This is a genomic window from Mycobacterium sp. SM1, assembly GCF_018361265.1.
Lineage (GTDB): Bacteria > Actinomycetota > Actinomycetes > Mycobacteriales > Mycobacteriaceae > Mycobacterium.
The window spans coordinates 744,278-770,902 of record NZ_JAFLNH010000001.1 but is presented as its reverse complement, the minus strand read 5'-3'; the positions used below and the strand labels follow the sequence as shown (position 1 = coordinate 770,902).

Genomic DNA, 26,625 nt, shown 5'->3' with positions numbered 1-26,625 from the left:
CCTGATTGTGGGCCTGGGGCTCGCACGATCCGTGGTCACAACCAAGATCACACGGATTGCCGAGGAGTCCCAGGTTGCAAGCAGAGGGTACCGGTTCGGTTGTTGCGGCGTTGTTCGGATTGGACGGTTTTCGCGTGCTGGTCGCCGCCGATGCCGGCGGTGAGCTGAAGCTGCTGGTGGAGACCATCGCTGAGGTCATACCCTGCCCCGAATGCGGCGCGGTGGCGCGGGCCAAGGATCGCCGCCCGGTGTGGGTAGGCGACCTGCCGATCGGCGGGCGACCGGTCGTGGTGTGCTGGCATAAACGCCTCTGGTGTTGTCCGCGCGCATTGTGCCCCAAAAAGACCTGGACGAAGCGGCATCCTGCGATCGCGCCCCGCGCGGGTGTGACCGAGCGCGCCCGGGCGTGGGCGTTCGAGCAGGTCGGCGCCCGCGACGGCGCCGCGTCACGGGTCGCCTCGGCGCTGGGTGTGGGCTGGGCGACGATCATGCGGATCGCCAGCACGCGCGGTGAGCCGATCATCGACGACCCGGCACGGTTGGACGCGCCGAGGGCGATCGGGGTGGAGGAAACCTCGTTCCTGCGTGCCAGCGGGCAGCACCCAACCAGGTATGCGAGCGGTATCGCCGATTTGACACCGGGTCGGCCCGCGCGGCTGCTCGACGTGGTCGACGGGCGCTGCGGCGTGGTGTTGGCCAGCTGGCTACACCAGCGCGAGGACACGGGCAAGGCGCAGATCACCACCGCATCACTAGACCCATGTCGCGGCTACGCTACCGCGTTGAACCAGCCACTGCCGCAAGCGGTTGGCGTGCTCGACCCGTTCCATGTGACAAAGCTGGCGCTGACCGCGCTCGACCGGGTGCGCCGTTGCGCTGCCGCGCCGAGCGGCTCTCCCAACGGGCCTGGGACCGCCTACGAAACGGACTCCTCGCCGGCGACCCGGGCGGGCAGCTCACCGCAGCCTGCAGCATCGCCCAGGACTTGATGCGTTGCTATCAGCTCCGTGACGCCAGCGCCGCGGCAGCGGTCATCACCGCAGCCCGCGACTGCCCAGCTCCCGAAATCGCCCGCCTGGGAAAGACATTGCACTCCTGCAGGGCAGAGTTTCTCGCATACTTCGCCCACACCGACGTCTCAAACGGGCCAACCGAATCCTTGAACCTGAAAATCAAAAACACCAAGCGCACAGTGGGGTTGACCCCTGATGGTGGACACCTGACTGGTGGGACTGCTGGTCCCGCGGGAAGGATGTCCGTGTCTCGGGCAAGCGTGGCAAGTACACCCCGGAGTTTGGGGAGCAGGCTGCCCGCCTGGTGATTGAGACCGGCCGGCCGGTGGCTCATGTGGCCGCCGAGATCGGTGTTGGTGAACAAGTGCTGGGGCGTTGGGTGCGCCTGCAACGCCGAGCCCTATCGGCTGGCGATGCTGGCGCGGTGTTCGATGCTGATGAACGCGCAGAGCTGGAGCGGCTGCGCCGCGAAAACGCCGAATTACGTGTGGACCGTGAGTTTCTGAAAAAAGGTGCGCCACGAACACAGGAGGTGGCATGAGGTAGGTCGCGTCGCTGAACGTGGTGCTGTGCGAATGATGAAGGGGTTGTGGCCCTTCGAAGTCGCCCGTTCGGGGGAGGCTTCAAATCACCTCATGCTGCGTTGGCTGAAGACCGTCGTGGTGAGCGATGAGGAAAAGGCGCTGGTAGAGGCGTCAGATGGGGATCAGCAAGACGAACGCAAGTGAATCGCTGAGGACATGTCGAAATTAAATTATGTGGCATCGAAACCGGGGCGTCTTTTTGGCTCCGGGACGAGTCTGGCGGGTGTCCGAACTTCTGGCCAGGAGGTGTCCGGCATGGAGGCGACGTGAGTCTGATCTGCGGCGTTCGCACGGAACGTGGGAAGGCGCGCTCCGATAATGCTGCCGGGCGGTAGCGAGAGGGAGCGCGTCGAGCAGCAGAAACTGTGAGGCGTGGAGTACCGATGCGGGGCGGGCCGGCGGACCGGCTCGTAGTAGCGAGGAAGCGTCTGTAATGGGCGTGGAGCCAAGGGGCCGGACCATTCGGGTTGGTGAAGCAGTCAACCGGCGTGTGCCGGGAGGAGCTGGATGAGTCAATCAAGGTCGTCGGGCAAGCCGTTCGAGATTTCGAAATGGGCGGTGCGCGAGGCGTATTGCAGGGTGAAGGCGAACAAGGGTGCGGCTGGGGTCGATGAGGTGTCGATCGAGGAGTTCGAGGCCGACCGGAAAAACAACCTTTACAAGGTGTGGAATCGGATGTCGTCGGGGACGTACTTTCCGCCGCCGGTGCGGGCGGTGGAGATCCCGAAGGCAAGCGGCGGGGTCCGCACTCTCGGGTCCCCACGGTCGCTGACAGGGTCGCGCAGACGGTGGTGGCCATGGAGCTCGAAAAGCGGGTGGAGCCGATGTTTCACCCCGACTCCTACGGTTATCGCCCGAAGCGCTCGGCGCTGGATGCGGTCGCGGCCTGCCGGGAGCGGTGTTTTAAGAACGAGTGGGTGATCGATCTGGACATCGCGAAGTTCTTCGACACCGTGGACCACGAGCTGATGGCTAAGGCGGTTCGGGCCAACACCGATCAGGCCTGGGTGGTGTTGTATGCGCAGCGGTGGCTTTCGGCGCCGTTGCAGCGCCCGGACGGGACGCTAGAACAACGAGACCGCGGAACCCCGCAGGGGTCGGCGGTCTCACCAATTCTGGCGAACCTGCTCATGCACTATGCGTTCGACACCTAGATGACACGGGAATTTCCGACCGTGCGGTTCGAACGCTACGTGGACGACGCTGTCGTGCACTGCGCCAGCGAGAAGCAGGCGCTGATGGTGCGCGACGCCATCGCCGAACGCCTGACCGAAGTCGGGCTAAGGCTGCACCCGAAGAAGACGAAAGTCGTGTATTGCCAGGACTGGAATCGGCGCACACGCTCCTATGAGCATACGTCGTTCACGTTCTTGGGGTACGAATTCCGGGCGCGGACCGCGCGGGACCGACACGGACGTAAGTTCGGCTCGTTTCTACCCGCGATCAGCAAGGAAGCCGAGAAGCGGATCAACCGCGACGTGCGCGGTTGGAGGCTACATCGGCACACCGACTGGTCCCTGGGCCAGATCGCACGGTGGATCAACCCGATCGTGCGGGGCTGGCTGCAGTACTACGGCCGGTTCTACCGGTCGAAACTGTATGCGCTGTGCAAACGCATCAACACCTACCTGATGCGGTGGGCTCGCAAGGAATACCGGCGGTTGCACGGGTTCAAGAGAGCGCACGCGTGGTGGAAAGCCTTGGGCGAGCACTACCCTCGGCTTCTCGCGCAGTGGCAATACACCCGCGGCTTCATGGCGACTGGATGGTAAGAGCCGTGTGACGGGAGACTGTCACGCACGGTTCTGTGAGGGCCCGGGGGTGCGATTCCCCCGGGCTACTCGACCCGCGGCCTTCTTCGCCTGCGAGCAGCACCGGTAGCAGCCTAGTGGGTGATCGAGGCGCAGCAGGCCACCGACCCGATCAAGCGGATGTGCGAGCTGCTGGAGGTGTCGCGCTCGGGGTACTACAAGTGGCGCACATCCCGTGATCGCGTACCGAGTCCAGGCTCAGCGGCGGCGCGCCGAGCTGGACGCCAAGGTCGCGACGTTTCACGCGGCCTTTGACGGTGTGTCCGGCGCCCCACGCATCCTGGCCGATCTAGGCGACGACGGTGAGACGGTGTCACGGAAAACGGTGGCGGCCTCGCTGCGCCGGCGGGGTTTGGCCGGGATCAGCCCCCGCCGGCTCGCGCCGGCGACCACGGTGGTTGACCTGGCTGCTGCGGTGCCCAAAGACCCGCTCACGCGCCGTTTCGACACCGCGATCCTCAACCGGGTGTGGACCAGCGACATCACCTATTTGGGCACTGGTGAGGGCTGGCTGTATTTGTGTGCCGTGCGCGATGGCTGCTCACGAAAGGTGATCGGCTGGGCCATCGACGATTGCCTGCGCACCGATCTGGTCCAGGGCGCTTTGGAGATGGCCGTGGCGATGCGCGGCGAGCCCGCCCAGCAGGTCGTGGTGCACGCTGATCGCGGCTGCCAGTACACCTCAGCGCAGCTCGCGCGGTTGGCCCGCGAGCACAACCTGGCCCGCTCGGTTGGCCGTACAGGGGTGTGTTGGGACAACGCCCAGCAGGAATCATTCTGGGCGACACTGAAAGTCGAGTTCTACGACCGCTACGTGTGGCCCACCAAAGCCGCCGCCAAACTCGCCGTCGGCGATTGGATCGAGCGGGTCTACAACCGACGCAGGCGCCATTCATCCCTGGGTATGATTTGCCCCGTCGAGTTCGAGAACCGACTCACTCAGACGGCACAAGCCGCCCGACCGTGTGTCCACCAAACGGGTCAAGCCCAATTACGTTGGGCTATAGAATAATTCAATCTATGACGCGACGTGGACGGCCAACAGCAGAACTGGTGCTCAGCGACGAGGAACATCAGACGTTGACGCGGTGGTCGCGGCGGCGGAAATCCTCGCAGGCGTTGGCGTTGCGGTCGCGGATCGTACTGGCCTGCGCGCAGGGCCTGGCCAACAAGCAGGTGGCCGCCCAAGAGCACGTGTCGCAACCAACGGTGGGTAAGTGGCGCAGCCGGTTCCTCGAGGCGCGCTGTGACGGGTTGGTCGACGAACCGCGCCCGGGTCGACCAGCCACGATCACCGCTGAACAGGTCGAAGACGTGGTAGTGGCCACCTTGGAGTGCGCCCCGGACAACGCCACGCACTGGTCGGGCGCATCGATGGCCACGCGGTCGGGCTTGAGCAAGTCGACGATCGGGCGCATCTGGAAGGCCTTCGAGCTGCAACCACACCGCAGCGAGCATTACCAGCTTTCAAACGACCCCCTGTTCGTGGAGAAGGCCTACGACGTTGTCGGGCTCTACCTGGACCCGCCCGAGTCGGCAGTGGTTTTGTGCGTGGATGAAAAGTCCCAGATCCAGGCGCTGGCCCGCAGCCAGCCAGCATTTCCGATGATGCCCGGCATGCCCGAAAAGCGCACCCACGACTACGTCCGCAACGGCACTACCAGCCTGTTCGCCGCGTTCGACATCAGCGGCGGCACTGTCATCTCCTCACTGCACCGCCGCCACCGCGCTGTGGAGTTCAAGAAGTTCCTGACAAAGATCGACACCGCGGTCCCCGCCGAGCTGGACGCGCACCTGGTCTGCGACAACTACGGCACACACAAAGCGCCCACCATCATGGCCTGGCTAGACAAGCACCCCCGATTCCACATGCACTACACGCCAACTTATTCCAGCTGGATCAACCAAGTTGAGCGTTGGTTCGCCGAACTCACTCGCCAACTGGTCGAACGCGGCGACCACCGCAACGTGCAAGCCCTGGAAAAAGACATCCGGGCCTGGGTCGCCAACTGGAATGACAATCCAAAACCGTTCGTGTGGACCAAAACCGCTGAACAGATCCTCCAGTCCATCCAACGATTATTGAAACGAATTAACGGCGCGGGACACTAGCAGCAGGAATCCGAGGAGACGAACATATGCGAGCTCCAAATCGCTGGGGCGAGGTCTTCGGCGGCGACGACGTCGTGGCCGCCGCCATGATCGACCGCCTCGTCCATCATGCTGAAGTCGTCGCGCTCAAAGGCGACAGCTACCGGCTCAAAGACCGCGACCTCGGCCGCGTCCCACCAGCCGCAACCACCGAAGAATAACCACCAACCACCCGGACCTAGGGGGGGTCAATTTTCAGATGCCGCCAGGGGGTCAGTTTTCACATGCCGTTGACACAGCGTCACCGACGGACGCCCCAGTTCACGGTGCACATGCTCGAAATCCGGCACCACACGGTCTGAGTCCGGTCTGGCAGGTTCGCCCAATAACAGACGACGGACCTCATCGGCGGCGAGGTCGGTCACCTCCCCGAAACCCACACCGGCAGCACTCGCGGCAGAAAACACCGCCGCCACCGTGTTCCGGGAGCAGCCCAACACATCCGCGATACCGCGCTGGCTCACCCCTTCGGCGCATAGCCGCAGGATCTGTTTGTAGTCGACCATCGAAGGTGACCCCTTTCGTCACGTCCGCGCCCCAGCGACACGGACCGACGAACGGTCGCACCTTGAACACCAGCAGCGGTGCCACGGCTCACCCGATAACGTCGCAGTGGCTCACCAGCCAACGGAACAGTGGCTCACCCCACAGCGGAACACCGGCTCTCACCAGCCGCAATATCCAGTGGCTGCTGGGGTTCGCCCCGGCCCGGCACAACCTTGCCACGGAGATGGCCCGCACGCGTGACCCCTCGGGTGCGTTCGCCGCGCTGAGCGCGTTGTGTCGCACCGGCCAGATCGGATTGCAGAGCCAGCAGCAGGCCCTGACCAATGTTGCGATCATCCTGGCGGCCAAGGGCGGCCCAGTCGAGCGGGTGCGGGTCGGCGACTGCGTGGAGCTGCTCGCTGCCGCGGCCCGCGCCCGGGCCACCACCCCCAGCCATCTCAACAGCCCGCTGTTCTATCAACTGCTGCGCGCGCACGGCGACCTCGGTCCCGATGCGCCCGCCGCCATCGAGATGTTCTCCGGCCGTGGACACTCCAGCTGTGAGCACTCATCGACCGCTACCGCATCGCGTGCCGCCCGGTGCGCGACGTGCTTGTGGACTACTTGCGGGAACGTCAGCCGTCGATGGAGTTCTCCTCGCTGCAACACCATGCCTACCTGCTGGGCAAGCTCTTCTGGGCCGACCTGGAGGCCCACCACCGCGGCATCGACTCGCTGCAACTGTCCCGCGAAGTCGCCGCGGCGTGAAAGCAGCGGGTGATGTTCCGCTCCCGTACCACGACCACACCCGAGCGCGAACACCTCACGATGACCGCGCCGCGATTAGACGGGCGCAGCGTGCTCACCGCGGTGCGGGCCTTCTACCTCGACATCGCCGAGTGGGCCGACGACGACCCGGCCCGATGGGGCCCGTGGGCGGTGCGCTGCCCGGTCAGCGCCAGCGATGCCTCGCACACGAAGGACCGCCCCCACCGCAAGTCGCGCATGGACGCGCGCACCCGCGAGCGGCTCCCGGTGCTGCCCGCGCTGATGTCCTGGGTGGCGGCCGAATGCACCCGCGGCGTCGAGCTGCTCGCCGCCGCCGAGCAGGCCCGGCCCGGCGAGGTGTTCACCGCCGCCGGGGTGACGTTGCGCCGGTCGGTGATGAAGACCAAGACGAGCGGGCGCGTGTGGGCCGAGGATCCCGACAGCGGTCGGCGCCGCGACCTCAGCTTCGAAGAACACCGCGGGTTCTGGAACCTGGGCCGTGGTAGAAGTACTGCGCCACACCGTGATTCGAATCGAGGAACTGACCGAGCTGTCACACCACAGCCTCATCCAATACCGGCTGCCGGCCACCGGGGAGCTGATCCCGTTGCTGCAGATCACCCCGTCGAAGACCGACGCCGAGAGGCTGCTGGTGATTTCACCGGAGCTGGCGGAGGTGTTGTCAACCATCGTGGCCCGTATCCGCGGCGATCGGCCCGACGTGCCGCTGGTGGTGTCCTCCGACAACAACGAACGCGTCTACAATCCGCCCCTGCCGCTGCTGTTCCAATGGCGCCGACGGCTAGAAAGCCGCACGGTGTCTAAGCGGGCGCTCCGCAGCTACCTCGACCATGCGCTGACTGCCATCGGCGTCAAAGTGTCGACCGTCACATAATTCCCCAGGGGTTGGGTTTCCCCTGAAAACGTGGAGGTTTCCGTTATGCGGCCTCCGGTTGGATGGCCGTGATTTTTTCGTATTCGACGGGTGGCAGCAACCCGGCTGAGCTGTGCCGACGTCGGGTGTTGTAGAACTCGTAGCACCAGGTGGTGATGGCCTCGCGTGCCTGTGCCTTGGTGGCGAAGTGGTGGCGGGACAGCACCTCGTGTTCGAGGGTGGAGAAGAACGCCTCGCTGGCGGCGTTGTCGAAGCACGACCCGACACGTCCCATCGATTGGCGCACCCCGAGCTTGCGGCACAGCTTAGTGAAATCATTGGCGGTGTAGGTAGATCCGCGATCAGTGTGAAAGATCACGCCAGCGATCGCTGCGCGCCCGCCACGTACTGCGACGGCCATCTTGATCGCGTCGCTGGCAAGCTCCGCATCGGGGTGCTCCGACATCGGGCAAGCCAGCAAACGTCACCCGCACAGGTCCAAGACCGAAGCCAAAGACAGTTTGCCCTCATCGGTGGGGATTTCGGTGATATCACCGCACCACGCCCGGTTGGGCGCTGCGGCGGTGACGTCCCGTTTGAGCAGGTCGGGGAACTGAGGCGCCTTCTTGTCCTGGCGGGTCAACCCCCTGGGGCGCTTAGGCTTGCGCCCGGCCAGCCCTTGCCGGCGCATCGAGTCGGCCACCGTGTTCACGCTGACCTTCCAGCCCTCAGCGAGCAGGTCGGCGTGGATCCGCGGCGAGCCGTACGTGCGCTGGGAGCGCTCGAACAGCTCCGCCACTCGCGCATCCAGCCGCGCGCGGCGTCGCTGCCGCTCAGTGGGCTCGCGGTCCAGCCACTTATAGAACCAGGAAACGCTGACCCCCAAAAGCGCGCAGCACACCGTGTGTGGCACCCGATGCACGGTCCTCTGGTCGGCGATAAAGCGGGCCACACTCACCTCGTCGCCTCCTTGACCCAGCCGACCACGGATCGCTTGAGCACATCACGCTCCATGCGCAGCTCGGCGACCTCGGCGCGCAGCCGCTTCAACTCGGCGATATCAGCGGTGGAAAGCCCCTGGGCGCCTTCCCGCTCAGCACGATCTTTGGCAACCCAATTACCCAGGGTGCCCGGATGGATCCCGAGGTCTCGGGCCACCTGCGCGATCGGCTTACCGGTATCCCGGACTATCCGTACCGCTCCCTCCCGAAACTCCCGGTCGAACTTCCTGCGCGTCTCTGACATGCCCTTACCTCATAGTGCATGCCTCCACACTTTCGGGGGATTTCCCGGTTGCCGTCACGGAATTCCCCAGGTGCGGGCCTCGATGGTAGGTCTTACCGTGCCCCGCGGTGGTGTTGTCTAGCCGGTGTTGCGTCCGGGCCGTTTACGGGGCCGGTAGCTGGGTCCATCCATGAGGATCTGGTGACTGGTGTTGACGATGCGGTCAAGTAGTGATTCGGCGACGACGGGGTTAGGAAACAGGCCGTACCAGTCGCTCGGGGCACGGTTGGAGGTCAGTATCAGCGGCTTGCCGCTGACTGCACGCTTGGGTTAGATTCCGGGATTGGTTGATCTTCAGGCGACGCCGGTGGTGTCGCCTGCGCCGAACTGGTCGGGGCCGCGCAGGAACGCTGCGGTGGCGGCGGCGCCGGTTGCCGGTTGGGTGGCGCCGTCGTGTTCGGTGCCGGCGGTGAGGATGCCTTTGATGGTCCGATACGCCGGATCGCCGACGGTGAGCGCGCGAGCGCAGGCGGCCTCGAGGCGGTCACAGCCGTGTTTGTCGCGCAGCCCGAGCACTCCTTGCGCGGCCCGCAGGTGGTGGATTGCGTTGTCGCGCATGAATTCGGCGATCACGGCCTCACAGTGCGGCCCGATCTTGGCGGCGGTGTGCCGGCACCGGGTTGGGGTTTTCATCGCGAAGGCGGCCTTTTCCGGCGGGTGGTGGGCGAAGTCGGTGGAGCGCCCGGAGGGCCGCCGCGCGTGGGTGGCGACGACCTCGTTGCTGGCGAAGATCTGCACGATGTCACCGGCGGTGCGGGCGTGCAGGCGCTGCCCGATCAGCCGCCACGGCACGCTGTAGAGGGCCTTGCCGACTTTGAGGTGTTCTCTGAACCGAACAGATTTTCGAGATTCTGGTTGCGGTTCGTCAGTCTGTGAAGGGTCGTGGGATGCCGAGGTCCGTTTTGTGGTGGCGTCTTTCGATCTGGGCGAGTTTGTCTTCGGCGCCGGCGACGCTGACCCGGAGTCCTTCGACTTCGCCGAGCCAGCCTTCGCGTTCGGCCTCGGCGATGCGGGCTTTGAGGTTGTCGCGGATCTCGAGCAGTCGGGCTCGTTGGGCAGGGTCGGGCCAGAGCAACGAGCATCTGACACAAGCGTGTTCATGGATGCAGTTGGTGCCGAACGCGCGACCGCAGGTGCCGACGGAGACCTTGCGTCGTTCGAAGTGGCCGAGGAACTGCTGCCATTCCTCGTCGGTGGGCTGACGGTATTCCTCGGTGGGGCGCAGCCTGCGGCGGCGGGCGAGGAAGGCTAGGTGGGTGGTGATGGCTTCGTCGGGATAGACCGCCTTGTATCCCATGGTGACGCCGATGTCGCGATGGCCAGCGATGATTTGGGCGATGTGGGGTGGCAGCCCATTGAGGACGGCGTCGGTGATGAAGATGCGGCGGAAGTCGTGAGCGGTGAACCGCAGCGGTTCGCCGGTGGCGGGGCCGGTCAGCCCCGTTCTGGCGAGGGCCTCATCCAGTAGATCGCTGACGAATGCATGGCTAAACGAGTGGTTTTCGCCCCCGATGGGGTGTTGGAACAGTAGTGCGGCCGGTGGCATCCATATCCGTTCGTGGCTGTCGCGAGCTTTCACCAGTGGGACTGTTCCGTCGGGCCGGCGGATGCGGCAGATGATTGCGCTGAAGACATCGGCGAGTTCGGGACTGATCAACAGCAGCCGCTCGGCGTCGGTCTTCGACGGCGCGATCTGTAGCAGCGGCACGAGTTCGCCGGTGCTGGGTAGGCGGTATTGAACGAGGCTGTGATGGGTGAGTTCGAGCAGTTCCTCGACGCGGATTCCGGTGTGCCGCAACACCTCGACGACCGCCCAGGCCCAGAACGCATGCTCCTCGGCCCGATTCAGCAGTAACAGCTTGCCGGTGTCAGGTTCGCGAGCCCAGATATTGCGGGCAGGCGCGTGGGGCCGATCGACCCGGGTGAAGGTCCTTCCCGCGACGGTGAACGCCTGCCCGGGCGGGGTCTGCTGGCCGGCGGCGAACAGCTCTTGAGATTCGCGGCGCCAGCGGTCGGTGGTTTCGACGAGGATCGGCAGCACAGGTAGCCGGTCGCGGGTTCGGCTGTCCATGCGGGCCTTGCGGCGGCGGACGAACTTGCGGCGGACGAGGTCTTCCTGGCTGATCGGACACGGCGCGACCCACGGGCCCCAGCGAGCCGGATCTTCCAGTGCCCATTCCGCCAGATCCAGGTAGAACGCCCGAACCGAGGAGAGCACGTCGAGATAGCCCATCCGCTCGCGAACGACCTCAACGCGTTGCCCGTCGCGAATCACCGTGGTCGTCTTAGTGCGCAGTCGCCGCTTCCACGCTCCGGCCACGTCGCGCGGCAGCTTGAGCGAGTCGATGCCGGGGTGGTGTTGTTCCAGATCGACCCAAAAACATGGGACCAGGTGATGAACCAGCCCGGTCAGCCGGGAGTAGTCGACGGCGGGTTGGCGGTCACGCAGATAGTCCACCAGCAGATCCCGCATCGGTTGACAGGCGATCGGATATCGGTCGACGAGCTGCTCAACCGTGCGCTGACCGAAGCTGCGGATCTCACGCAGTGTGGGCACGTCGGCGCCGAAAATGCCTGCTTTGCGCAGCATCCGAAACGTCGCAATCGCCGAACTGGCCCGGCCACGGATTTCACGTTCGGCATCGAGGATCTCAAGGACGTCACCGACGGTGACATCCGACAGGCATCCGCCCTTGGCGGCGACGATCACAGCGGATCGGAACAGGACGTCGACTCTGACGTCTTTGCGCAGTGCGGGATCCTGTTCGCAGCGCTGCCGCAGCATGTCGAACCCGGCCCGGTCGCGGCCGTGGACCATGTTGCGGACCAGTTTGCGTTTCTTGCCCGCGGTCAACAACCAGTGCAGGGAGGGCCGGATCACATCGGCGCCAACGACGAGCAGCAGCGAGCTGGTCATCAACCCCAGCCTGTGCCCGGAGTATTGACCGCGGCTGCGCAGCCACTGCCCAGGGATCTGTGCCCAGTCCTCGCCGGCGTCGTCAGCGCCGCTGGCCAGCCAGCGGTCCTGCCAGGTGTCGCCCGGCTGCTCGTCAAGCCAGTCCAGTAGCAGTGGCAGACCCAACCGGCGGTTGTCCCGCACCCGCTCCGAGGCCATCGCTCTGGTCGCTGAGGCCACCACCCGATCGACGTTTGCGCGGTCGAGCTGGGTCGTCGCCCATGCCGATCCGACTGCCCGAGCGGGGTAACGGTCCCGCCAATGCGGCTGTGCTTCACTAGATTCCGATGTTGGTATACGGGTCGCTGTCGCTTCGACGCCGGCAATGGTCACCGCTTGCTCCGTCCGAACAGCACCTCCATGGTCTCCGCCCGGTAACCCGGGGCCGGTGGCGCAGGTGGCAGGCTGGCTTTACGGGTTCGCTCGGCATGATGAGCCAACACTCGGGCGATGACGTCCTCCTGCCGGGGTGTCGTATAGATCTGGGTAGTGGTCAGCCGAGCATGCCCCAACACGTACTGGACATCGGTCAACGGCATCGCTGGATCGTCGGCCATCCGGTAGGCGGCGGTGTGTCGCAACGCGTGCAATGTCGCCGACGTGCCCGCCTCGGCGTTGACCCGCTCGAACATCCGGTGCACCGCATGGTAGGTCAGCGGGCGAACCGGCTGCCGCCGAGTCCACCACAGCGGCTTGGTGCGCCCGCGCGGGATCAGCCCCTCCATCTCAACCTGATACAACCGCAGCCACACAAACGCATCCGACGACGCCGGCAACTCCTGGAGTTCTCGGGTTCCCTTGCGCACCACCGCAATCAACTGACGCCCGGGATCCACCCCGCCCTGGGTCGTCGACAACAACTCCGATGCCCGCGCCCCGGTGGAGACGTAGAACGCCACTAGCGCCCGGTCCCGATGCGACGGCAACCGGGTGAAGATCTCGTTGAACTGTGCATCGGGAATACTTCGCGGAATCCGCCGCGGCAGCCGCGGCCGATACAAGCCGAGCTTCTCATTGCCATATGGCTCCATCGGATTGTGGTGCGCATGCGCTCGACCACCGCGCCGGGACCGGTCCAGCGGAAACGGGTTCAGCATCGGCCCCGTGCCGATATCACGGTGAAAGTCGTAGAACCCGCGGAGCACCGTCTCGCTGTGCGCGCGCACCGACGCCGAGTACGGCCCACCGCCGCGACCGGCGATCGCCAACCAACGGCAGAAGTCCCGCGACTCGACCCGGGTCGCCCGATCCCACGACACCCCGAACACCCATAAGAATCGAAACCAGCGCAGCAAGTCCATCCCATACGAACGAACCGTCGCCCCGCTGCGCCCCGCCGCCAGGAGGTCACCAAAGAAGGCCGTTGCCGACTCCACCGGTTCCCCAGCCGGGTCGAGCAACCGATACGGCTCCCACTTCGAACCGGTCGCAACAACTGACCCGACCGCCGGAATTCGTAAGCCGGCCAGATCCCTGGACACCTCTGATGCTTCGTCGAACACGGCCACAGACGGTAAGCACCTGTCCGGCCGCAACCCCGCCGACATGCCCAGAGGCTGTGATTAGTTCAGTCAATAGGTGCGTGTCGACACCGACGGTGCCGATGGACCAGGTGGCGAGTTCGAACGCGTCGCGCGGCGATGGCTTCAATGCTTGTGCCTCGAACGCCTCGAACAGGTGGCGTCCCAATCGCGGTGTAAAAGTTCGGGCATAGATTCCGCTCACTTGCGATTGTGATTTTATGCGATGGCGCCGACAGCATCGGCCGGCGCCGCTCCGGTTTCGGCGCGTACTTCCGAATTTCGTTGCGGCAGTTTGGTCGGTGGGTCATGCAACGACCTTCGCAGGTCCTGTAGTAGCCGTAGCCCGGCCGGTGTCATGGTGAACCCGCGCCAGCCGGCCGAGGCGCGGTCGAGTACGGCCCACACCAGCTTCAGGCAGGAGTGCTCGCCGGGCAGTCGGCCGATGACCTTGACTCGGCGGCGGGTCTCCCCGAAGGTGCGCTCGATGAAATTGGAGTGGCGCACCCGGGCCCAATGCTCCCGTGGGAACCGCAGGTAGACCGTCCGCGAGTCACGGTCATCAAGCAGCGCACCGCCGCCGGATACGAGTCGCGCCAACGCTTGGCGAACGCGTCGATCCTCTTGTGCACGTAGGTGACCGCGTCGCGGCCAGGCGCGATGTTCTCGGGCACATCGAAGATCGCCCAGTAGTCGGCCTTCACCTCGGCTTGGGCGTTTTTGGGCACTTTGGCAAGGATGTTTCTGGCGCGATGCACCAGACACCGCTGGCGCAGCGCGGCACCCATGGTGCGCTCCACCGCGCCGATCAACCCCGGTGCGCCGTCGCTGATCACCAGCAGCGGGCAGGCCAGCCCGCGCTCGCCGAGCCCGCGCAAAAACCCCTCCCAGGCATCCCCGGACTCGCTCGCGGCGGCCTCCAGCCCGACGAACACCGGTTTGCCGTCGGTGTCGATGCCCCACGCCGCGAGCACCGGCTCGGCCGAGGCGTTGGCGTGGTACGTGAAATGGCTGCCGTCCAAAAACAGGTAGTCCAGCTCCACCTCGTCGAGGCGCCGACGGCTCCAGGACTCGAACTGGGTCTTGATGTCCTCGCAGACCCGCGACACCGTCGACTTCGACACCGCCGCGCCCTCGCCGAGCGCCTCGACCAAGGTGGCCTCCACATCGCGGGTCGACAACCCGCGCACGAACCCGGCGATCACCAGCGACTCCAGCGCGTTGGTCTTGGTCACCCCCGTGCCGAACAACTGGCTGGCGAACCGCTCGGTGGTGCCGCGCACCTTCGGCCGGTGCAGCGTGATCGGGCCGGCGGTCGTTTTGACCGTGGTCGGGCAATACCCGTTACGCATCCCAGCCCGCGGATCCTCGCTGGTAGCGGCCCGCTGGTAGCGATCCCGGCCCAAAAACGCGCTCACCTCGGCCTCCAACGCGCACTGCAGCAGTAGCTGCGCGCCCAACTGGGCCACCCGCTCGACTGCACGCGACAAATCCTCACCACCGGCGAACACCCCATCAATCTCCGCGCGCAACCGCTCGGCAGGCGATACTCTTTTCGACACGGACGTAGGCTCCTTCCTTCAGACTTGCTGGTCTTCGAGGGAACCTACGTCCGAACCCTTTTACACCGCCGCAGGGACACGACCCTCGAACACCCGCAGTGGCTGACCGCGGTCGAGGGCGCGTGAATGCCGTAGCCCGGCCACCTCCCGGCTCCACCGCAGTGCTTCGGCCTGCATCTGGGCCAGTGAGGTGAACTGGCGGCCGCGCCAAAACGAGTCCCGCACATAGGTCATTGGCCGTTCGACGCGCGGTTTGTCCTTGGGTTTGAACGCTCTCGCCGGGTCGATCAAGCAGTCATAGTGGGCGGCGAGTTCGGCGTAGGCGCGATTGATTTTGATTTTGGGGTCATACAGGTCGGGCTTGTCCACCCCGGTCTTCAGGTTGTCACACACCAGCCGGGCCGGGACACCATCGAAGAATTCAAATGCCTCGACATGGCAAGCACACCAGGTAGTTTGGTCCATGCGGATCACGGGTCGCACGAACAGGTGCCGCGAGCACGCCAACACCATCACGAACGCCCACACCGCGACCCGCTTGGCTGTCGCCGGGTTCGGCCAAGTCCGGAGTGGTGGTGTATGAGTTCGCTCGATGCGTGACCCTTCGGGTGGGAGTTTAGGCCGTCAATGCCGGCGTGGTGGTGCCGGACTGGTCATCGACCGGTTGGTCGGTGGTGGCCAGCACTGCGCGGGATCGGGTGAGCACGTCGAGGCCAAGGTAGCGGCGGCCTTCGATCCATTCGTCGTGCTGTTCAGCTAACACCGCGCCGACGAGGCGGATGATCGCACTGCGATCGGGGAAGATGCCCACCACGTCGGTTCGGCGCCGGATCTCTTTGTTGAGCCGCTCCTGGGGATTATTCGACCAAATCTGGCGCCAGATCTGTTTGGGGAAGGCGGTGAACGCCAGCAGCTCGGCGCGGGCGGCATCAAGGTGCTCAGCCACTTTCGGCAGCTTGCCACTCAGCGCGTCGAGTACTCGATCATACTGAGCTGCAACAGATTCCGCGTCAGGCTGGTCGAAGATCGAGTGCAGCAGGGTGCGCACCCATGGCCAGGACGATTTCGGGGTGACGGTCATCAGGTTGACCGCGTAATGGGTGCGGCAGCGCTGCCAGGCCGCTCCGGGCAAGGTGGCGCCAATGGCCTCGACCAGCCCGGGATGGGCGTCACTGGTGACCAGGGCCACCCCGGACAGCCCGCGAGCCACCAGGTCGCGGAAGAACGCCAACCAGCCCGCTGCATCCTCGGCGGAGGTGACCTGCACGCCCAGGATTTCGCGGTAGCCCTCGGCGTTGACGCCGGTGGCGATCAGGGTGTGCACCCCGACCACCCGCCCGCCCTCGCGCACCTTGAGCACCAGGGCGTCCGCGGCCACAAACGTGTAGGGGCCGGCATCCAGTGGGCGGGTGCGAAACGCCTCCACCGCCTCATCGAGCTCGGCAGCCATGACCGAGACCTGCGATTTAGAAAGGCTTGTCACGCCGAGGGATTCGACGAGGCGCTCCATGCGCCGGGTGGACACACCGAGCAGATAGCAGGTCGCCACCACACTGGTCAGCGCCCGCTCGGCCCGCTTGCGCCGCTCCAGCAGCCAGTCCGGGAAATAGCTCCCCCGGCGCAACTTGGGAATTGCCAGCTTGATCGTGCCGACGCGGGTATCGAAATCCCGAGGCCGATACCCGTTGCGCCGATTGGTGCGACCCGGACTACGTTGCCCATAGCCAGCGCTGCACACCGCGTCGGCCTCCGCGCCCATCAGGGCCTGAATAAACGTCGACAACAGCGCCCGCAGCAAATCCGGGCTCGCCGTGGCGAGTTGCTCCTCCAACAGCTTCTCAACATCGATAGGGTGGTGGTTGGTCATCGCGTTGTTCTCCTTCGGGTGACTTGATCCGTCGTTTCGAAGGATCACGCGATGACCGCCCTCTACTGGGCTGCGACACACCCGCTAATCAGCGGGTCGTACACCACCTCCCTGGACGCAACTCCGGGTTCAGCCACATCCCCAGCTTGCCGTAGTCGATCTGCGCCTCACTGCCCGGTGGCACTTCACCACGCGGCACGGTTACCCGCGCCCGGGCCACCTCCTCAGCGAACTGCGTCGCCACCCAACGCCGTACCGATGACTCCGACGCTTCGACCCCGTGGTCATCCCGCAGCCGCTGCGCGATCGTCGCGACCGTGACATCGGCGTCCAACCAAGCCTTGATCCGGTCGCGATGCGGCTCGATAAGCGGCCATGTCGACGCCCGTGCACCCCGATCATCCAGTCCGGGAAACCATTCCGCGATCCGCTGAGCCCACTGCCCGGCGGTCAATGGTTCGCCGCCAGGATCGATGCCCTCGGCGATTGCCGGGGCCAGATACTTGCGGATCGTCTTGCGATCCATCCCCAGCGACTGCCACAACTGCACCTGTGAGCGGCCAGCTTGCCAATGCGTGTACAACTCGATCAGATCGAACATCTCGATATCTCCCCTCGCCATCAGCGCCCTTCCGTCCGCCGTTCTCCGACGACTTCAGAGCGAACTTGTGTGCGAGGCCCACACCCGGTAGACACGCCGCCCAGGGTGGGGAATTACCTGACAGCCAGGGTGGGGAATTCCGTGACGGACAACCCCTCAAACCTGGGGAATTGCGTGACCGCTGACATCAAAGACGCCGCTCGTCGCCGCGTTCGCCGCCGACAAAGCCATCGTCGACAAATCCTCCACCCGCACAGCGGTCGCCGAAGTCACGGCAGACTGAACACCAAACCAACACCCCAAACACCACTGACCCCGCCGGACGCCTTCCGGCGGGGCCATTTCATACCCACACATCCTCACCGTCAATGCCGCCATCGTGCTCATCCTGAGTGCCGGTCAACAGTCACACGTTGGCCTGATGGAATCGCCTCGACAGGAAGCCGCTTACCGCATCGTAGAGTTCACTGCTGCGCGGCACGGCACCAGACATCCAGTAGACACCATGGACGAGCCCATCGAACCGGATTAATTCACAGTAGACGCCAGAGTCGGCGAGCCGCTTTGCGTATGCCTCCGCCTCGTCTCGAGACACGTCATACTCGGCCGTAAGGACCAACGCAGGTGGCAGATCTGCCAGCGAGCTGGCCTTCGCCGGTGCCGCGAGTGGGTTCTCCGCCTCGGTCGGCGAATTTAGGTACTGCTTCCAAAACCAATCAACATCGGCGGCGGTGATCACATACCCCTCCCGGAACAAGTCCCGGGACGGTAGCCGTGCGGTCGGATCGATGATGGGATATATAAGGACCTGCGCTACTAACTGCGGCCCGCCTCCATCGCGGGCGCGTTGCGCGGCGATGGCCGCCAAACAGCCCCCGGCGCTGTCGCCCATCACGGCGATGCGGGACGGGTCGCCCTCAAAGTCTTTAGCATGCTCAGCGACCCACCGCAGCGCGGCGAACGTGTCATCGGTCGCCGCCGGGAACTTGTGTTCCGGTGCGAGGCGGTAGCTCGTAGTAACCACGATCGCGCCCACATCATTGGCCAGTGCCCGCGCGGGCTCGTCAACCACCGAAAGCCCGCCGCCGACGAACCCGCCGCCGTGGAAGTACACCACCACTGGCTGCGGGGCCTCGTTGTTCTCCGGAACGTAGATGCGCAATGGCTGTCCGCCCGCGGGTCCCAGGTAATCGCCATCGATCACCCGCGCCACAGCTCGCGCCGGGCGTTGCAGACCGGTGAAGGTCTCGATGACTTCGCGGGTCGTCGCAACGCCGGCCATTTCGAACGATTTCATTCCCTGCTCAGCCAGACCGTCGAGCAGCGTGCGAACTTGTGGGTCAATTGGCATGATCGTGCTCCTCAGATTCGGGCGGCCGCAGGCTGGGCGGCTGTAGTCAGGGTGAAGCCGTCCCAGCCTGCCGCAATCACCTCGTCCACCTTGGCACGGTAGGCCGGGGCACCGCCAAGGTAGACCAGCACGCGGCGTGGCTTGCCGGGGATGTTGGCACCCATATACCAGGAAGTGGGCGATTCAGGCATCAAGGTGGCCTGCGCCAACTCGTTGGTATGGGCGACCCAGGCGTCCTCCGCTTCGGGGCTCGGCTCGATGATATCGAGGTTATGCTCGCGCAGGTAGGTGATGGCCGCCACGGCATAATCGATGTGATCTTCGATGGCCAACGGCATGTTGTAGAGCACCGACGGGCTCTGTGGTCCGGTGATCATGAACAGGTTGGGGAAGCCAGCAGACATCCAACCGAGATATGTCTGGGGTCCATTCGCCCAGTGGTCGGCCAGGTGGTAGCCGTTCCGTCCGGTCACGTTCATGGCCAACAGCGGGCCAGTGCAAGCGTCGAACCCGGTGGCAAGGATCAGGATGTCCAGCTGATACTCGCGCCCATCGGCCAGTCGGACACCGTCGGGGACAACCTCGTCGATCGGATTCGTTTTCACGTCAACCAGCTCGACGTTGGGCCGATTGTAGGCCTCGTAGTAATCGGTCTCAAGTGGCGGTCGCTTGGTCCCGTACGGGTAGTCTTTCGGACACAGCAACTCGGCTGTTGCGGGGTCTTTCACGCGCTCCCGGATGCGTTCGCGGACATACTCCGCCACTGTGTCGTTAGCGGCCTTGTCAAACAGAATGTCCTGAAAGCTATCGCAGAACAGGCGGAAACCGCCGCGATTCCAGCGGTCGTCGAACACCCGCCGACGCTCCTCGGGGGTGACGGCCAATGCCGAAGGCTGCACGTCGCTATAGGGCACACCCAGCAAATGATTTCGGGAGGCATCACGGATCGCGGTATAATTCGCCTTCTCCCAAGCCTCCTGCCGCGGGTCGGTGGGTGCGTTGCCAATCGGCGTGGCGTAGTTAGGTGTGCGTTGAAAGACGACTAGGTGTCCGGCGGCCTTCGCGATCTCGCTGATCGCCTGAATACCGGAGCAGCCTACGCCGATAATGCCGACGCGCTTGCCCTCGAAGCTGACGTGCTTATGCGGCCACTTGCCTGTCATCAAAACTTCGCCGTTGAAGTCCTCGATTCCTGGGAACTCCGGCTTCTTGGGCACCGAAAGAGTGCCGACCCCGGAGATCACGTAGCGGGCGCGGTAGTGCTCGCTTGCGTCGGTAGTGGCGGTCCATAGCGACTCCCTGTCGTCCCAGGCCAAGGAGATGATCCGGGTGTTGAACAGGAAGCTGCGTCGCAAGTCGAACCGATCGGCCACGTGGTTCAGATAAGCCAGAATCTCGGGCTGGCTGGCGAACTTCTCCGTCCAGTGCCATTCCTGCTGCAGGTCGTCGTCAAATGAGTAGGAGTAGTGTACGCTCTCGATATCGCAACGGGCGCCGGGGTAGCGGTTCCAGTACCAGGTTCCCCCGACGTCGTTCGCAGCCTCGAATGCCCGGACATCGAAGCCCATTGTGTCGCGGAACCGGTGCACGGCGTACAAACCTGCGAACCCAGCACCGACGACAATAACATCATGGCAGTTATGGGCAGGCGGGGTATTTTGTACGGTCATTGGCGACCCTTTCCGGGTAGTGGAGCCAGTGATGGTGGTGCTGGCTTCCACTATCGGCTTTCCGGCCGCGAAGAACATGGGGCAAATCACCCCATTGACTACCCCCGTTCGATCAATGGGTGTGTGTTGGCACGACTTGCTACCCACGACGCGATCTGGGTGCGCGAGGTGAAGTCGAGCTTAGCCAGAATCCGCTCGACGTGCCCGTCTACGGTCCGCGGCGAGATGACCAACGCCTCGGCAATCGCTCGATTGCTCATGCCCTGCGCGATGAGCTCGGCGATCTCGCGTTCACGCTTGGTCAATGATGCGGGTTCGGTGATGCGCTGCACGGTGCGAACGCCGCCAAGGGCCAGCTCGATCGCTGCATCCTTGCCAAGGTTCGCACTCCGGGCGAAGACGTCGTCTATCCGCTTATGGCCCAATGCCCGGGTGATCTGCTCGATCGCAGTGACCGAATCGGTGCGGATGCCAGGCCCGAACGCGTCAACCGTCGTGCCGAGCCCGGTCCACACGGAGCGTGCCGCCCCAACCAGTTCGGCGGCACGCTGGACATTTGTCCGGGATACTTCAATCCAGGCGAGCAGCTCGATAGTGAGCGCCACGCATATACTGTCTTTGAAATCGCGCTGCAAGGTGAGTGCACTACGCGCGTTACGCTCCGCACCGTCAAGATCGCCGAGATGCCATCGGGTGACGCCACTTATCCACAGCGAGTAGGCATACGCCCACCGCTCACCGTGCGCGCTGCTCAACGCCTGAGCCTTGGCGCAGGTACGTAACGCATCTTGATGCCGACCATCATAGGTCTGCGCCGTAGCCAGCATGAACAATACGGCGAGGTGCGAGGCCTGATCACCCAGCTCGACAAAACGCGCGGCGGCCCGTTCAAACAGGTCAACCGCGGTGGCCGTGTCGCCCGAAAACAAACGGTGGAGGCCGGTCCAATGCTCGGTGTGGGCGGCCAAGCGGTCGTCGCAATTGGCTCGGGCCAACTCTCCGCTCTCGTCGAGCCAGATCGCGGCCGCGCCACGATCGCCCTGGATCAGTGCCACCCACGCCGAGACCCACAAGACCGCGCCGCGTTGAGGATTCGATGGTGCGACCACCGTCAAGATTTGTTCCAGCCAGCGACGCCCGTCGGCGAGGTAGCCCCCGGCGATCCAGTGATACCGCAGCATCGAGGCGAGTGCGGCGCCTGGGCCGAGCTGGCCGGATGTCGTAACCGACCACTCCAGCGCCGCCATCAGGTTCGGGTGGTCGCGTCGCATCGCCGCCAGCGCGTCGGCCTGTCCGGATCCACACCACCGATGCACCATATTGGTGGCACGGCGCAGGTAGTGGTCACGGTGACGTCGCCGCACCGTGGCTGACTCGCCAGTGCTTTGCAGCAGTTCACTTCCGTATTCACGAATGGTCATCAGTAGCCGATAACGAACGCACTCACCGTCGCGCTCGATGGCAAGAATTGACTTCGCAACCAGCCGGTCAAGCACGTCAACGACTTCCTCGCGCGCCAAGTCGCCGAATCCGCAAACCTGCTCGGCAGCATCCAAGTCGAAACTCCCGGTAAACACTGAAAGGCGTGCCCACAAAAGCTTTTCCGTGTCGGAGCACAATTCGTAACTCCAGTCGATGAGCGCACGTAGGGTCTGATGTCTGGGCAGCGCGACCCGGTTGCCTCCGATCAGCAGCCGAAACCGCTTGTCTAATCGTTGCACGATCTGCGTTACTGACAATGATCGCAGCCGGGATGCGGCGAGTTCGATGGCCAGTGGCATGCCGTCGAGTTGGTTGCACAGCTGCGCAATCTGCATGGAATTCTTCTGTGTCACGGCGAATTCCGGTATGACTTCACGAGCGCGATCGATCAGTAGACGCACTGCCTCGAATTGGTCGAGACTTTCCGGTGTTTGTTTCTTGTCGGGGGGCGGCGTTGTCATCGGTGGAATCACACAAAGGTGTTCGCCGGTGATGCCGAGGGGTTCACGGCTAGTTGCGAGGATCCGCAAGCCTCGCGATCCGGCAAGCAACTCGTACACCAATGCCCCGACTGCCGCGAGCAAGTGCTCGCAGTTGTCAAGCACGAGAAGCAGTTGCCGCTGGCGCAGGTGGTTGGTGAGCTTGTGGATCGCCGGACGATTGGACTGATCTGGCACCGCCAACGTCGACACGACAGCCAACGCGAGACTCGCTTCATCCTCCACACTTGCCAAATCAACGATCCAGACACCGTCGCGGAAAGCCCGGCGGGAGCGCTCGGCAAATTCGTACGCTATCCGCGTCTTTCCCATACCGCCGGGTCCGACAAGCGTGACGAGACGAGAGTCGGCTATCGCGGTCTTGACCTCCGCCAGTTCGCGGCGACGTCCGACGAATCTGGTAATCAGCGCCCGCGTAGCTGGCTTTCTGAGTTCGACACGCGCCTGCACAACGGACCCGCGACCGATTTCCTGGGCGTCTTGAAAAGCCAGGACATCCAGCTCGGTGGTTACGGGATCTTTCGTTTGCCGCTGTGTTAAAAGTGGTTCACACTGAGACATAGGACCCCAATATTCGTCGTTGAACTTTGAGAGCTATTTGGTGATTTTACGCTGAACCAATGACGTTGAGTTTCGCAGTTTGATCAGTGTGGCTGGTGTGATTTTTGGGCTCTTTAATAGCAGTAACGAAAGTTCTCACGCGCGAGGTCAGGGCCTGTTTCTGGTGTAGTTGGTGGTCTGCGGTGAGGCTGCGTGGCGGATGCAAAGGCCCGGGCCAAGTCCGGAGTGGTGGTGTATGAGTTCGCTCGATGCGTGACCCTTCGGGTGGGAGTTTAGGCCGTCAATGCCGGCGTGGTGGTGCCGGACTGGTCATCGACCGGTTGGTCGGTGGTGGCCAGCACTGCGCGGGATCGGGTGAGCACGTCGAGGCCAAGGTAGCGGCGGCCTTCGATCCATTCGTCGTGCTGTTCAGCTAACACCGCGCCGACGAGGCGGATGATCGCACTGCGATCGGGGAAGATGCCCACCACGTCGGTTCGGCGCCGGATCTCTTTGTTGAGCCGCTCCTGGGGATTATTCGACCAAATCTGGCGCCAGATCTGTTTGGGGAAGGCGGTGAACGCCAGCAGCTCGGCGCGGGCGGCATCAAGGTGCTCAGCCACTTTCGGCAGCTTGCCACTCAGCGCGTCGAGTACTCGATCATACTGAGCTGCAACAGATTCCGCGTCAGGCTGGTCGAAGATCGAGTGCAGCAGGGTGCGCACCCATGGCCAGGACGATTTCGGGGTGACGGTCATCAGGTTGACCGCGTAATGGGTGCGGCAGCGCTGCCAGGCCGCTCCGGGCAAGGTGGCGCCAATGGCCTCGACCAGCCCGGGATGGGCGTCACTGGTGACCAGGGCCACCCCGGACAGCCCGCGAGCCACCAGGTCGCGGAAGAACGCCAACCAGCCCGCTGCATCCTCGGCGGAGGTGACCTGCACGCCCAGGATTTCGCGGTAGCCCTCGGCGTTGACGCCGGTGGCGATCAGGGTGTGCACCCCGACCACCCGCCCGCCCTCGCGCACCTTGAGCACCAGGGCGTCCGCGGCCACAAACGTGTAGGGGCCGGCATCCAGTGGGCGGGTGCGAAACGCCTCCACCGCCTCATCGAGCTCGGCAGCCATGACCGAGACCTGCGATTTAGAAAGGCTTGTCACGCCGAGGGATTCGACGAGGCGCTCCATGCGCCGGGTGGACACACCGAGCAGATAGCAGGTCGCCACCACACTGGTCAGCGCCCGCTCGGCCCGCTTGCGCCGCTCCAGCAGCCAGTCCGGGAAATAGCTCCCCCGGCGCAACTTGGGAATTGCCAGCTTGATCGTGCCGACGCGGGTATCGAAATCCCGAGGCCGATACCCGTTGCGCCGATTGGTGCGACCCGGACTACGTTGCCCATAGCCAGCGCTGCACACCGCGTCGGCCTCCGCGCCCATCAGGGCCTGAATAAACGTCGACAACAGCGCCCGCAGCAAATCCGGGCTCGCCGTGGCGAGTTGCTCCTCCAACAGCTTCTCAACATCGATAGGGTGGTGGTTGGTCATCGCGTTGTTCTCCTTCGGGTGACTTGATCCGTCGTTTCGAAGGATCACGCGATGACCGCCCTCTACTGGGCTGCGACACACCCGCTAATCAGCGGGTCGTACACCACCTCCCTGGACGCAACTAAGGCCCGAGGCGGTGTGAGTGCGTGTTGCCGTCGTGGGCGTAGTGCTACTCTGAAGAGTTTTGACACGGCCGAACCGCAAGTTGGTTGGCGGGCGGCGAACGCAGGACGCGACGCAGCGACCGGCGCGGACGGGAGCGCCAGCGGACGGAAGCGAAGGGAGCACAGCGAAGCCCGGAGGGGCCGCCCGCCCTGTGGATCAGCTTGGGTGGGTGGTGTGCTGCGGGAGTTCCGTTGCGGGGCGGGGCTGCGGTGGCAGCGCCCGCCCGGCGTTGGTTACTGGCTGATGTGTCGGGGCCGTGCAGCATCTGGTCCGGTCAGCCGTAGAGGCGTTGTCGGAGTTCACGTAGGCCGGGTAGGTGCGCGCGTCGGTTGAGGACTTCGATGTCGTCGACGAGTTCAGTGACATGGGTGATTCGGCGAGTTCTTCAGGGGCTATCTGTTCGGCTTTGAGCAGGGCCAGCAGTGCGCCGCGCCCGCAGTGGGTCAGTAGGTGAGCGCGGGCAATTGGGCTGCCCCGCATTTTTCGGACTGCGGTTTTCTCGGTAGTTTACGCCGCGAGCTGTGAATTCAGGTATTCGGTGCGGACTTCATGCGGTGCCCGGTAGCCGAGTGCGGAATGAATTCTGCGTCGATTGGAGAACAGTTCGATGTAGCGGCAATATCCTCCTGCGCTTTCTTTCTTGTCGGATACACCATGTGATGCACCCGCTCGTTTTTCAGGCTGGCGAAAAAGGATTCCGCCAGCGCGTTATCCCAACACACTGCGGTCCGCCCCAGGGAATGGCGCAACCCGAGACGCTCGAGCGCCGCACGGTATTCGGATGACCTATATTGAGCGCCGCGGTCTGAATGCGTAATGCAACCGGGTTCAAGGCCGTGATCGCCAGCGGCCATCGCCAACGCGTCGGCTACCAGCTCGGTGCGCATGTGCTCGGCCATCGCATAGCCGACCACCTCCGTGTTGAAGCAGTCGATGACGGTCGCCACGCACAGCCAGCCCTGCCAGGTCGGGATGTAGGTGATGTCGCCGAGCAGCCCTACGCTGGGCCGTTGCGCGGTGACATCACGGCCCACCAGGTCGGGCACGTCGTGTTGGGTCTCACCAGGAATGGTCGTGCGTGTATATGGCCGCGGCCGCCCTGCAACACGATGCATTTCTCGCATGAGGTGGCGGAGCAACTCAGCGCCGACGCGCTCGCCGGCGCGGGGCAACTCGGCGCGTGGATGCGCCGATACCCCTAGACACCTGCGAAGCAGTCACACCGGGCCGTGAGTTTGGCGGCCAACTCCTCGCGGCGCCGCCAGGTGTGACTGGGCGAGCGGCCCAGTCACTCGCAGGAGCCCGACTTCGACACCCCGAGCAGCGTGGTCATCACCGCGATGGCCGGCCCAGCGGCGCCGGCGCGCACCCGGTCGGCGTGCTTCGCGGCCACCAACGCATACTGCTCGATCACCGTGGCTCCTTCGCGAAGTACGCCGCGCTTTTTTAAAAAGGCGCTTTCCATCTCCAGTTCCCGGGTGCGGCGTTCACGTTCCCGTAATCGGGCACGCTCAGACAACTCCACCTGCGGCTCGTCGGCGGCGTGCGCGGCGCGATACTTCTTTACCCACCCCCACCGTCGTCTCATTGAGCCCGTACTCGCGGGCCACCTCGGCGATCGACCTATTCGACTCCACCACGAGCTTCGCAATCTCGTCCCGAAACTCGGGCTTATCTTTCGTGTATTTCCCAAACAATTCCTCTCACCCTTTCCGGATCGAACCTTATTTGGTCCGCAGTCCGGAAAGTGGGAGGCACGCCAAATGTCGATCAGGTAGCTGGTTCAGCTCGACAGATCACCTCTGGCTACACCATCCCAAACGCCTCAACCATGCCGAAAATCAGGCCCGCGACCACACCAAACCACTGGTCCACAGGTTGAGGCGAAGCTGACGA

Annotated in this window: 22 protein-coding genes and 9 pseudogenes; 11 read left to right on the top strand and 20 right to left on the bottom strand. The window is 64.3% G+C overall.

What is annotated here, in order from left to right:
* Nucleotides 1–74 precede the first annotated feature (74 nt).
* The 8 genes and pseudogenes from MSM1_RS03480 to MSM1_RS03450 all read left to right on the top strand — a co-directional run.
* Nucleotides 75–989: a transposase gene (locus MSM1_RS03480; RefSeq protein WP_213440181.1), complete on the top strand. Its 915-nt coding sequence runs from the start codon at nucleotides 75–77 to the stop codon at nucleotides 987–989.
* Nucleotides 872–1,321 (top strand): transposase, encoded by a 450-nt coding sequence (locus MSM1_RS22860; protein WP_213440180.1) that lies wholly within the window; start codon nucleotides 872–874, stop codon nucleotides 1,319–1,321. Before MSM1_RS03480 ends, MSM1_RS22860 begins: the two co-directional genes overlap by 118 nt.
* Nucleotides 1,282–1,554: pseudogene (locus MSM1_RS03470) on the top strand (transposase); the annotation flags it as partial. The gene MSM1_RS22860 and the pseudogene MSM1_RS03470, both read left to right, overlap by 40 nt.
* 840 nt (nucleotides 1,555–2,394) lie before the next feature.
* A pseudogene (locus tag MSM1_RS21455) lies at nucleotides 2,395–2,922 on the top strand (reverse transcriptase domain-containing protein); the annotation flags it as partial.
* Nucleotides 2,908–3,369, top strand: coding sequence for a group II intron maturase-specific domain-containing protein (locus MSM1_RS21450; protein ID WP_307857332.1), 462 nt, complete (start codon nucleotides 2,908–2,910; stop codon nucleotides 3,367–3,369). The pseudogene MSM1_RS21455 and the gene MSM1_RS21450, both read left to right, overlap by 15 nt.
* A gap of 214 nt (nucleotides 3,370–3,583) precedes the next feature.
* Nucleotides 3,584–4,420 carry an IS3 family transposase gene (locus MSM1_RS03460; protein WP_213440179.1) on the top strand — a complete coding sequence of 279 codons (837 nt, stop codon included), beginning with the start codon at nucleotides 3,584–3,586 and terminating at the stop codon, nucleotides 4,418–4,420.
* Nucleotides 4,421–4,428: 8 nt separating this feature from the next.
* Complete coding sequence (locus MSM1_RS03455; RefSeq protein WP_213440178.1) at nucleotides 4,429–5,520, top strand: IS630 family transposase; 1,092 nt, start codon at nucleotides 4,429–4,431, stop codon at nucleotides 5,518–5,520.
* A gap of 41 nt (nucleotides 5,521–5,561) precedes the next feature.
* Nucleotides 5,562–5,720, top strand: a pseudogene (locus MSM1_RS03450) (ATP-binding protein); the annotation flags it as partial.
* Between the two features lie 27 nt (nucleotides 5,721–5,747).
* Here MSM1_RS03450 and MSM1_RS03445 read toward each other — a convergent pair.
* Nucleotides 5,748–6,065 (bottom strand): helix-turn-helix domain-containing protein, encoded by a 318-nt coding sequence (locus MSM1_RS03445; protein WP_213440177.1) that lies wholly within the window; start codon nucleotides 6,063–6,065, stop codon nucleotides 5,748–5,750.
* Nucleotides 6,066–6,645: 580 nt separating this feature from the next.
* Between MSM1_RS03445 and MSM1_RS03440 the strand changes: the two genes are divergently transcribed.
* Nucleotides 6,646–6,813, top strand: a complete 168-nt coding sequence (locus tag MSM1_RS03440) for a hypothetical protein (RefSeq protein WP_213440176.1) — start codon at nucleotides 6,646–6,648, stop codon at nucleotides 6,811–6,813.
* A gap of 113 nt (nucleotides 6,814–6,926) precedes the next feature.
* Here MSM1_RS03440 and MSM1_RS03435 read toward each other — a convergent pair whose 3' ends face one another.
* On the bottom strand, nucleotides 6,927–7,220 hold the full coding sequence (locus MSM1_RS03435) for a hypothetical protein (protein ID WP_213440175.1): 294 nt from the start codon (nucleotides 7,218–7,220) through the stop codon (nucleotides 6,927–6,929).
* Between the two features lie 92 nt (nucleotides 7,221–7,312).
* Here MSM1_RS03435 and MSM1_RS03430 point away from each other — a divergent pair, with 92 nt between their 5' ends.
* Nucleotides 7,313–7,708, top strand: a complete 396-nt coding sequence (locus MSM1_RS03430) for a hypothetical protein (protein WP_213440174.1) — start codon at nucleotides 7,313–7,315, stop codon at nucleotides 7,706–7,708.
* 43 nt (nucleotides 7,709–7,751) lie between these two features.
* Here MSM1_RS03430 and MSM1_RS21445 read toward each other — a convergent pair whose 3' ends face one another.
* From MSM1_RS21445 to MSM1_RS03375, 12 genes and pseudogenes are all read right to left on the bottom strand, one after another.
* Nucleotides 7,752–8,168, bottom strand: coding sequence for a DDE-type integrase/transposase/recombinase (locus MSM1_RS21445; protein WP_307857271.1), 417 nt, complete (start codon nucleotides 8,166–8,168; stop codon nucleotides 7,752–7,754).
* Between the two features lie 3 nt (nucleotides 8,169–8,171).
* On the bottom strand, nucleotides 8,172–8,645 hold the full coding sequence (locus MSM1_RS21440) for an IS3 family transposase (protein ID WP_307857270.1): 474 nt from the start codon (nucleotides 8,643–8,645) through the stop codon (nucleotides 8,172–8,174).
* Nucleotides 8,642–8,932, bottom strand: a complete 291-nt coding sequence (locus tag MSM1_RS03420; protein WP_213440173.1) for a transposase — start codon at nucleotides 8,930–8,932, stop codon at nucleotides 8,642–8,644. Before MSM1_RS03420 ends, MSM1_RS21440 begins: the two co-directional genes overlap by 4 nt.
* 117 nt (nucleotides 8,933–9,049) lie before the next feature.
* Nucleotides 9,050–9,235 (bottom strand): annotated as a pseudogene (locus tag MSM1_RS03415) (ATP-binding protein); the annotation flags it as partial.
* A 30-nt stretch (nucleotides 9,236–9,265) separates the two neighbouring features.
* A pseudogene (locus tag MSM1_RS03410) lies at nucleotides 9,266–9,793 on the bottom strand (IS21 family transposase); the annotation flags it as partial.
* Between the two features lie 43 nt (nucleotides 9,794–9,836).
* The gene (locus MSM1_RS03405; protein ID WP_307857269.1) at nucleotides 9,837–12,110 is read right to left on the bottom strand and encodes a site-specific integrase; all 2,274 of its coding nucleotides are present in this window, start codon (nucleotides 12,108–12,110) and stop codon (nucleotides 9,837–9,839) included.
* 146 nt (nucleotides 12,111–12,256) lie between these two features.
* Nucleotides 12,257–13,429, bottom strand: coding sequence for a site-specific integrase (locus MSM1_RS03400; protein ID WP_307857268.1), 1,173 nt, complete (start codon nucleotides 13,427–13,429; stop codon nucleotides 12,257–12,259).
* 237 nt (nucleotides 13,430–13,666) lie between these two features.
* Nucleotides 13,667–13,855, bottom strand: coding sequence for a hypothetical protein (locus MSM1_RS03395; RefSeq protein WP_213441671.1), 189 nt, complete (start codon nucleotides 13,853–13,855; stop codon nucleotides 13,667–13,669).
* A gap of 24 nt (nucleotides 13,856–13,879) precedes the next feature.
* Nucleotides 13,880–14,916, bottom strand: a pseudogene (locus tag MSM1_RS03390) (IS256 family transposase); the annotation flags it as partial.
* A 177-nt stretch (nucleotides 14,917–15,093) separates the two neighbouring features.
* Nucleotides 15,094–15,579 (bottom strand): annotated as a pseudogene (locus tag MSM1_RS03385) (DDE-type integrase/transposase/recombinase); the annotation flags it as partial.
* A gap of 46 nt (nucleotides 15,580–15,625) precedes the next feature.
* Complete coding sequence (locus MSM1_RS03380; RefSeq protein ID WP_213441349.1) at nucleotides 15,626–16,876, bottom strand: IS256 family transposase; 1,251 nt, start codon at nucleotides 16,874–16,876, stop codon at nucleotides 15,626–15,628.
* Between the two features lie 124 nt (nucleotides 16,877–17,000).
* Nucleotides 17,001–17,477, bottom strand: a pseudogene (locus MSM1_RS03375) (IS21 family transposase); the annotation flags it as partial.
* Between the two features lie 199 nt (nucleotides 17,478–17,676).
* On the opposite strand from MSM1_RS03375, the pseudogene MSM1_RS03370 reads away from it, so the two are divergent.
* A pseudogene (locus MSM1_RS03370) lies at nucleotides 17,677–17,760 on the top strand (AAA family ATPase); the annotation flags it as partial.
* 123 nt (nucleotides 17,761–17,883) lie between these two features.
* Here MSM1_RS03370 and MSM1_RS03365 read toward each other — a convergent pair.
* From MSM1_RS03365 to MSM1_RS03340, 6 genes are all read right to left on the bottom strand, one after another.
* On the bottom strand, nucleotides 17,884–18,828 hold the full coding sequence (locus tag MSM1_RS03365; protein WP_213440170.1) for an alpha/beta hydrolase: 945 nt from the start codon (nucleotides 18,826–18,828) through the stop codon (nucleotides 17,884–17,886).
* Between the two features lie 11 nt (nucleotides 18,829–18,839).
* A complete protein-coding gene (locus tag MSM1_RS03360; protein ID WP_213441353.1) occupies nucleotides 18,840–20,498 on the bottom strand; it encodes an NAD(P)/FAD-dependent oxidoreductase in 1,659 nt (552 codons plus the stop codon).
* A 98-nt stretch (nucleotides 20,499–20,596) separates the two neighbouring features.
* A complete protein-coding gene (locus MSM1_RS03355) occupies nucleotides 20,597–22,930 on the bottom strand; it encodes a LuxR C-terminal-related transcriptional regulator (protein WP_307857267.1) in 2,334 nt (777 codons plus the stop codon).
* A 383-nt stretch (nucleotides 22,931–23,313) separates the two neighbouring features.
* Entirely contained in the window at nucleotides 23,314–24,564 is a 1,251-nt protein-coding gene (locus MSM1_RS03350) for an IS256 family transposase (protein ID WP_213441349.1), read from the bottom strand.
* A 692-nt stretch (nucleotides 24,565–25,256) separates the two neighbouring features.
* Nucleotides 25,257–25,853: an IS3 family transposase gene (locus tag MSM1_RS03345; RefSeq protein ID WP_236054726.1), complete on the bottom strand. Its 597-nt coding sequence runs from the start codon at nucleotides 25,851–25,853 to the stop codon at nucleotides 25,257–25,259.
* 164 nt (nucleotides 25,854–26,017) lie between these two features.
* Nucleotides 26,018–26,317 carry a hypothetical protein gene (locus tag MSM1_RS03340; protein WP_213441669.1) on the bottom strand — a complete coding sequence of 100 codons (300 nt, stop codon included), beginning with the start codon at nucleotides 26,315–26,317 and terminating at the stop codon, nucleotides 26,018–26,020.
* Between the last annotated feature and the right edge of the window lie 308 nt (nucleotides 26,318–26,625).

Bases quoted from the DNA above. Each gene is read 5' to 3' on its own strand.
- MSM1_RS03345 (WP_236054726.1), bottom strand. From the start codon at position 25,853: ATGCGAGAAATGCATCGTGTTGCAGGGCGGCCGCGGCCATATACACGC.
- MSM1_RS03420 (WP_213440173.1), bottom strand. From the start codon at position 8,932: ATGTCAGAGACGCGCAGGAAGTTCGACCGGGAGTTTCGGGAGGGAGCG.
- MSM1_RS03365 (WP_213440170.1), bottom strand. From the start codon at position 18,828: ATGCCAATTGACCCACAAGTTCGCACGCTGCTCGACGGTCTGGCTGAG.
- MSM1_RS03380 (WP_213441349.1), bottom strand. From the start codon at position 16,876: ATGACCAACCACCACCCTATCGATGTTGAGAAGCTGTTGGAGGAGCAA.
- MSM1_RS03350 (WP_213441349.1), bottom strand. From the start codon at position 24,564: ATGACCAACCACCACCCTATCGATGTTGAGAAGCTGTTGGAGGAGCAA.
- MSM1_RS03445 (WP_213440177.1), bottom strand. From the start codon at position 6,065: ATGGTCGACTACAAACAGATCCTGCGGCTATGCGCCGAAGGGGTGAGC.
- MSM1_RS03340 (WP_213441669.1), bottom strand. From the start codon at position 26,317: ATGAGACGACGGTGGGGGTGGGTAAAGAAGTATCGCGCCGCGCACGCC.
- MSM1_RS03360 (WP_213441353.1), bottom strand. From the start codon at position 20,498: ATGACCGTACAAAATACCCCGCCTGCCCATAACTGCCATGATGTTATT.
- MSM1_RS03455 (WP_213440178.1), top strand. From the start codon at position 4,429: ATGACGCGACGTGGACGGCCAACAGCAGAACTGGTGCTCAGCGACGAG.